The sequence below is a fragment of the Deinococcus seoulensis genome, from assembly GCF_014648115.1.
Taxonomy (GTDB): Bacteria; Deinococcota; Deinococci; order Deinococcales; family Deinococcaceae; genus Deinococcus; species Deinococcus seoulensis.
Genome location: NZ_BMQM01000012.1, coordinates 114,838 through 121,654, shown reverse-complemented (window position 1 = coordinate 121,654; position 6,817 = coordinate 114,838). Strand labels below are relative to the sequence as shown.

The 6,817-nt window shown below is 70.6% G+C and carries 6 protein-coding genes; 3 read left to right on the top strand and 3 right to left on the bottom strand.

Going from position 1 to position 6,817, the window contains the following annotated elements:
* Positions 1 to 435: 435 nt before the first annotated feature.
* On the bottom strand, positions 436 to 1,719 hold the full coding sequence (locus IEY70_RS10460; RefSeq protein WP_229777824.1) for a glycerate kinase type-2 family protein: 1,284 nt from the start codon (positions 1,717 to 1,719) through the stop codon (positions 436 to 438).
* 52 nt (positions 1,720 to 1,771) lie between these two features.
* Entirely contained in the window at positions 1,772 to 2,929 is a 1,158-nt protein-coding gene (locus IEY70_RS10455; RefSeq protein ID WP_189064952.1) for an ABC transporter permease, read from the bottom strand.
* A 222-nt stretch (positions 2,930 to 3,151) separates the two neighbouring features.
* On the opposite strand from IEY70_RS10455, the gene IEY70_RS10450 reads away from it, so the two are divergent.
* Positions 3,152 to 3,682, top strand: coding sequence for a glycosyl-4,4'-diaponeurosporenoate acyltransferase CrtO family protein (locus tag IEY70_RS10450; protein ID WP_189064951.1), 531 nt, complete (start codon positions 3,152 to 3,154; stop codon positions 3,680 to 3,682).
* Between the two features lie 25 nt (positions 3,683 to 3,707).
* On the opposite strand, the gene IEY70_RS10445 is transcribed toward IEY70_RS10450, so the two are convergent.
* Positions 3,708 to 4,733 (bottom strand): LacI family DNA-binding transcriptional regulator, encoded by a 1,026-nt coding sequence (locus IEY70_RS10445; protein ID WP_189064950.1) that lies wholly within the window; start codon positions 4,731 to 4,733, stop codon positions 3,708 to 3,710.
* A 222-nt stretch (positions 4,734 to 4,955) separates the two neighbouring features.
* Between IEY70_RS10445 and IEY70_RS10440 the strand changes: the two genes are divergently transcribed.
* Entirely contained in the window at positions 4,956 to 5,915 is a 960-nt protein-coding gene (locus tag IEY70_RS10440) for an ABC transporter permease (RefSeq protein ID WP_189064949.1), read from the top strand.
* 7 nt (positions 5,916 to 5,922) lie between these two features.
* Positions 5,923 to 6,816: a carbohydrate ABC transporter permease gene (locus tag IEY70_RS10435; RefSeq protein ID WP_189064948.1), complete on the top strand. Its 894-nt coding sequence runs from the start codon at positions 5,923 to 5,925 to the stop codon at positions 6,814 to 6,816.
* Position 6,817 lies beyond the last annotated feature (1 nt).

Here is a 6,817-nt window from a genome sequence, read left to right as displayed (position 1 = left end):
CACCCGACTCATCCTTCTTGAGCGTCCTGGGCGCAGGGTCACTCTCGTGAACCGGCGGTGTCCCCGAGCACCTGTGGCGCGTTCAAGCGAACGCCCCACCGAAGGACTCCTGACCGCGTCCCACTGGGGGGCTGCAGACAGGCCCTAAAAGGTACCCGCCGCGCCGCACTCTGTCAAGGTGTGGCACGGCCCTCTGCGCGCGCTCCTTGCGGCGGACTCGCTCTGAGCGTTGCAGTTGTTCAGGATTCCACGGTCCCTGGTGAGCGGGCGGACCTGTAAGCCTGCGCCATAGAGCGAATGGTACGGATTCCATTTGTTTCGCTCGGATCAAACGGGCTTTGCAGCCTATTCAATCGGAGTCCGTATCATGTGCCGCCCCGCCGCACCTGTCCGGCCCGGACTCACCTGGCATTGCTGCTCAGTCCAGTTCCACGGTCAGGGCAGGACCACGGCGCGCAGGTCGTTGAGGTTGTGGCCGGTCAGGCCGGTGTGCAGCACGTCCCCGAGTGCCTGGAAGAAGGTGTGGGCGTCGTGGCGGGTCAGGTGGCGCAGCGGGTCGAGGCCCAGGTGCGCGGCGCGGCTGAGGCTGTCGGGCGTGAGGAACGCGCCGGTGCCGGGGCTGCTGCCGTCGCGGCCGTCACTCCCGGCGGACAGGGCGTGCACGCCGGGCAGTCCGGCGCGGGCGAGTTCGGTCAGGAGGGCCAGCGCGAATTCCTGGTTGCGGCCTCCGCGTCCGGCGTCCGGGCCGAGCGTGACGGTCGCCTCGCCTCCGGAGAGCAGCACCACGGGTGGCGTGAACGGCGTGCCGTGCCGCTGGACGCTGCGGATGATCTGCGCGTGGAAGGCGGCCAGGGCGCGGGCCTCGCCGGTGAAGGTGTCGCCCAGGATCACGGTCTTCACGCCCTGGTCGCGCAGGTACCGGGCGGCAGCGTCCAGCAGGGTGCGGTTGCTGCCGATCACCTGCTGCGAAGCGCGTGGCAGGTGGGCGGGCGTGTCGGGCGCGCCGGACGTGAGGTGCGCGCGGGCCTCCGGTGCGCTCAGGTGATAGCGGTCCAGGACGCGCAGGGCGTCCGCGTGGGTGGTCGGGTCGGGCGTGGTGGGGCCGCTGGCGATCATGCCAGGCGGGTCGCCAACCACGTCTGAGAGCAGCAGGGTGCGGACGCGGGCGGCGGTGGCCTGCGCGAGGCGGCCACCCTTGACGGCCGACAGGTGCTTGCGGACGGTGTTGATCTCGTGGATGTCCGCCCCGGAGCGCAGCAGGGCGTCCGTGAGGGCCTGCTTGTGCGCCAGGGTCACGCCGTCCGGGGCGCACAGCAGGGCGCTGCCTCCGCCGGAGATCAGGACCAGCGCCGCCTGGTCGGCTCGCAGGGCGCGCATGCGGGTCAGGGCGGCGTGACCGGCGCGGACGCTGGCGTCGTCGGGGAGGGGATGCCCGGCGTGGATCACCTCGACCTGTGCGGGCCAGGGTTGTGGGTCCGGGGGGCCGTGTGGCGTGACGATCAGGGTCGGTGTGTCCGGGTAGGCGTTCAGGGCGGCGCGGGCCATGGGGACGCTGGCCTTCCCGACCGAGAGGATCAGGTCCGGGGCGGGTTCGCGCGCGGTGGGGGCGGTCAGGTGCGGGGCCAGCAGGTGGCCGGGCGACGCGGCGTGCAGGGCGTGCCGGAACGCGCCTTCCAGTAGAGCGCGGGGGTCGTGCAGGGCGGCCGGGAAGCGGGTCACGCGCGGGCCATATGCGGCTGGGTCACGCGCGGCTGGGTCATATGCGGCCGGGTCACAGGCGGCTCAGGGCCTGCACGACTGGCAGGCGGCCCGCGGTGCGCGCGGGAATCAGGGCGGACAGCACGCCCAGACTGACGCTGACGGCCAGGGCGGTCAGGGCCAGCGGGACGGTCAGGGCGGCGCCGTCGAATCCGGCCAGGGCGCGGGTGTAGGCGTTCACGGCGGCGTTCCCGGCCAGTCCGGCGAGCAGGCCGGTCAAGCCGGCCAGCGCGGACAGCAGCAGCCCCTCGGTCAGGACCAGCGCGCGGATCAGGGCGGGGCGCGCGCCGATGGCCCGCAGCGTCCCGAATTCCCGCACGCGTTCGAACACGCTCATGCTGACGGTGTTCGCCACGGCCAGCCCGCCCACGATCAGCGCCACGAGGGACAGCCCGAAGCGGGCGGCGTCCGTGACGCGCAGCGCGCGGTCCACGACGGCCAGCACGTCGCCGCGCGTCTGCGCTTCCAGTTTCAGTTGCGCGGAGAGGGTCTGCGCGGCGCTCCTGGCGCGGGCCGGGTCGCGCAGGGTGACGGCGATCAGCGACACCCGCCCCGGCGTGCGGGCGGCACGTTGCAGCGTGCCGATGGGCAGGAAGGTGAAGGTGTCGTTCAGGGCGTGCCCGCCGCCCAGAATGCCGATCACGCGCACCGGGGTTCCCAGCACGTCCACGCGGCCGCCCACGCCCACCCCGGCGTTGCGGGCGGCGCTGGCGCCCAGCACGGCCACCGCGCGGTTCTCGTCGGCGGCGGTCAGGGCGCGGCCCTGCGTGACCGTCAGGCCCTGGAACAGTGCCCCGATGCCCTGCGCGGCGGGCAGGCCGTAGTACACAGCGCTCTGGGCGGGATCCAGCGCCTGCTTCAGGACCGTCACGACCGGCGTGACCTGCGTGGCGCCCAGCGGCGCGGCGGCCGCCCGCACCTGCGAGGCGAGCGCGGCGTCCAGGTTCGCGGGGGGCAGCAGGCCGCTCCCGGCGCCGTTGAGGGTGAGTTGAATGTCCGGGCCGACGCTGCGGAACTGCCCGGTGAACACCTGACGCACGCCCTCGCCCAGCGACAGGAACAGCACCATGCCGGCCACGGCGACACTCAGGCCCAGCGTGGTCAGGAGGGTGCGGGCCGGGCGGCGGGTCAGGCCGCGCCACGCCAGGGTCAGCAGGTCACCGGGGTTCACGCCCCGCAGGGTAGAGCCTGCGCGTGAGGGAATGACGGTGCGGGCGGGGGCGGATGGGGGCGGGGGCGCTATGCTCGGCGGCGTGATACGGACTGCCGTCTGGTTCGCTGACAATCCGGAACTTCACCGGATTGCCAGCTCCACGTCCGGCAGCCCGCTTCCTCTCCCACTCGCATCCGCTCGGATTGAATGGTCTTTGCAGCCCATTCAATCGGAGTCCGTATGAAACGACCTCCCGCGCCCGCTGCGGCCCGCCTGGGTGTGGGCCTGCTGGCCGCGCTGGGCGGCGCGGCGCTCTCGGCCCGCCTGACCGGCCCGCGCAGTCCGGTCACGGCCATAGTGCTGCACGCGGGCCTGATGCGCTGGTCGGTGGACGCCCTGCCCGCCACGCAGCCGGAGCTGAGTGGGGCGTGGTTCCGGGTGCGTCCGGGGGAGGCGGCGCTGTACCGCCGCGCCGGCGTGTACGGGTACATGCGCCTGCTGCGGCGGCTCGGGTGGGAGCGGCTGCGGCGCGAGTCGGTGGGATTCACGGGCCGCGCCGCGCTGACCCGCCTGGAACGCGCGGGCCGCGAGGCGGAGACCAATCACCTGCTGATCGGCAGCCTGGGCCTGCTGGTGGCCGCGCTGGCCGCGCGCCGCCGCGCCTGGACGGTCGCGCTGTGGCACCTGCTGCTCACGGTGGTCCTGCACGCCTACCCGGTCATGTTGCAGCGCACCCTGCGCGCCCGCCTGACCCGGCCACCAAGCGGCTGAACCGGGCGGCAGGCAGGAAGCAGGCTCAGGTGGATTCAGGCTGGGCAGTTCTGGGGGGCGCGGTGCTCTCGCGGTCGATCAGGTACGCGGGGAACAGCACCTGTTCGGTGACGGCCTCGCCGCCGACCTTGCGCAGCAGCAGTTCGCTGGCCGTGACGCTCATCTCGCGCAGCGGCAGGTCCACGCTGGTCAGGCGCGGGATGGTCCACTCGGCGATCTGGGCGGTGGTGACGCCCACGACCGAGCAGTCGTCGGGCACGCGGCGGCCCTGCGAGTACAGGGCGCGCAGCACGCCCACCTGGGTGTGCCCGGACGCGACGATGCCCGTGACCCGCGGCGCGCGGGCGGTCAGGCGCAACGCGGCGCGGTGGCCGTCTTCGATGTTCAGCACGGCCGGTTCGAGTTCCACGTGCAGGTCGTGTTCCTGCCGGGCGCGCCGGTAGCCGCGCAGGGTGGCGTACCAGTTTTCCTTGCGCTGGGGCTGGTCGTCGTCGGTGGCGCCGTGCGGGACGATGAAGCCCAGGTGGCGGTGCCCGAGCCGCGCGAGGTGGTCGAAGGCGAGGTAGAAGGCCTGTTCGAAGTCGAAGTCCACGGTGGTCAGGCCGGTCATGTCGCCGGTCTGGCCGATCAGCACGAACGGGTGCGGCGCGTGGCGCAGCGCCTCGATGCGCGGGTCGTGGTGGGCGGTTTCGATCAGGATGACGCCGTCGACGTGCTGGGCGCGCAGCAGGCCGAGGATCTGGTCGGGTGCCTGGTTCAGGTAGATGCCGAGGGTGTGGTCGGCGGCGCTGGCGGTGGCGGCGGTGGCGGTCAGGATTTCCATCATGGCGGCGTCGCTGGCGGGCAGTTCCGGCGCGATCAGGCCGAGCGAGTACGAGCGGTGTTCGCGCAGGCGCTGGGCGACGGCGCTGGCCGAGTAGTTCAGGGCCTGCACGGCGTCCAGGACCCGCTGGCGGACTTCCGGGGAGATGCTGCGTTTGCCGTTCAGGGCGTAGTGGACGGTGCTGGCTGAGACGCCGGCGTGCGCGGCGACATCCTTGATCGTGGGCATGTGGGCCTCTCTGGTGGGCTTCACCATAGCGGAGAGGGCGAGGGAGTGTCGCGGGGCGGGTGGGTGGGTGGACAGCTGCATTGACAATCGAATCGTTTCGATTGTACGGTACTCGCACAGCAACCCTTTTCCAGAACCCCGGCCCGCCGTGCCCGTGGACGCCCCTGCGCGTTCCCACACGGCCCGCCGCCGCCCTGCCCGACCGACCGACCCGGAGGCGTCATGCACAGTTCAGGACTCAGCCCGTCCCGCCCCAAGAGCGCCGCGCCCAGACGCCGCTCCCGCCTCCTCAGGCGCCTGCACGAGCAGCGGTACCTGCTGGGCATGTCGCTGCCGTTCGTGGCGCTGGTGTTCGTGTTCAACTACGTGCCCATCTGGGGCTGGCTGATGGCCTTCCAGCGCTACCGGCCCGGCCGGCCCTTCTGGGAGCAGCAGTGGGTGGGCCTGAAGAACTTCACGGACCTCTTTCAGGACGAGACCTTCTACCTCGCGCTGAAGAACACCCTCGGCATGAGTCTGCTGGGACTGCTGCTGGGCTTCACCCTGCCGATCATCTTCGCGCTGCTGCTGAACGAACTGCGCGCCGGGCTGTTCAAACGCACCGTGCAGACCGTGTCGTACCTGCCGCACTTCGTGTCGTGGGTGGTCGTCGCCGGACTCGTGTACAGGATGCTCAGCACGGACGGCGGCCCCATCAATCAGTTGATCACCACGTTCGGCGGGCAGCCCGTGCAGTTCATGGCGCGCAGCGAGTACTTCTGGGGCGTGGTGGTGCTCTCGGACCTCTGGAAGGAGATCGGGTGGAACACCATCATCTACCTCGCGGTCATGACCGCCATCGAACCCGCGCTGTACGAGGCCGCGCGCGTCGACGGCGCCGGACGCTGGCAGCTGATGCGGCACGTCACGCTGCCCGGCATCAGCCGCGTGGTGATCATCCTGTTCGTCCTGAGCATCGGGCACCTGACCGCCATCGGCTTCGAGAAACAACTGCTGCTGAGTAACGCGGTCGTGAAGGACAGCGCGCTGGTCCTCGACCTGTACGCCCTGCAGAACGGCATCGGCATGAACAAGTTCAGTTTCGGCACGGCCATCGGCGTCGTGAACTCCCTGGTCGGGCTGGCGCTGCTGTTCGGCGCGAACGCCTTCTTCCGCCGCAAGACCGGCGACAGCATCATCTAGGAGCGCCATGACCCACCTGCCCCCCAGCCGGCGCGCGCGCCTCTCGACCTTCGACGTCGTGAACAGCCTCCTGATGGTCACCGTGCTGATCGTGACCCTGTACCCCTTCCTGAACGTGCTGGCCGTCGCCCTGAACGACTCGCAGGACACCGTGCGCGGCGGGATCACCATCTACCCGCGCCAGCCGACCCTGGAGAACTTCCGCGCGATCTTCGCGTACGGGAACATCCCGCAGGCGTTCCTCATCTCGGTGGCGCGCACGGTGATCGGCACCGCCCTGAGCCTCGGCGCGTGCGCGATGGTCGCGTACGTCCTGAGCCGCCGGGACTTCCTGGGACGCGGGCTGCTCTCGCGCTTCCTGGCGATCACGCTGTACGTCAGCGGCGGCCTGATCCCCGGCTTCCTGCTGATCCGCGACCTGCACCTGATGAACTCCTTCTGGGTGTACATCCTGCCCACCCTGATCAACGCCTTCAACATCTTCATGATCCGCTCGTACATGGACGAACTGCCCGTCGAGCTTCAGGAGAGTGCCCGCATCGACGGCGCGAACGACCTCGTGATCTTCCTGCGGATCGTGCTGCCGCTGTGTACGCCGGTCCTCGCGACGGTCGCGCTGTTCATCGCGGTCGGGCAGTGGAACTCCTGGTTCGACACGTACCTGTACAACAGCGGCAACCCGCAACTGAGCACCCTGCAGTTCGAACTGATGAAGATCCTGCAATCCACGCAGTCCGGCGCGGACGCCATGCGCTCGGACCAGCTGCGCACCCAGCAGATCACGCCCGACTCCATCAAGATGGCGATCACCGTCATCACGATCATCCCGATCCTGCTCGTGTACCCCTTCCTGCAACGCTACTTCGTGGCCGGCATGACCCTCGGCGCCGTGAAGGGCTAGC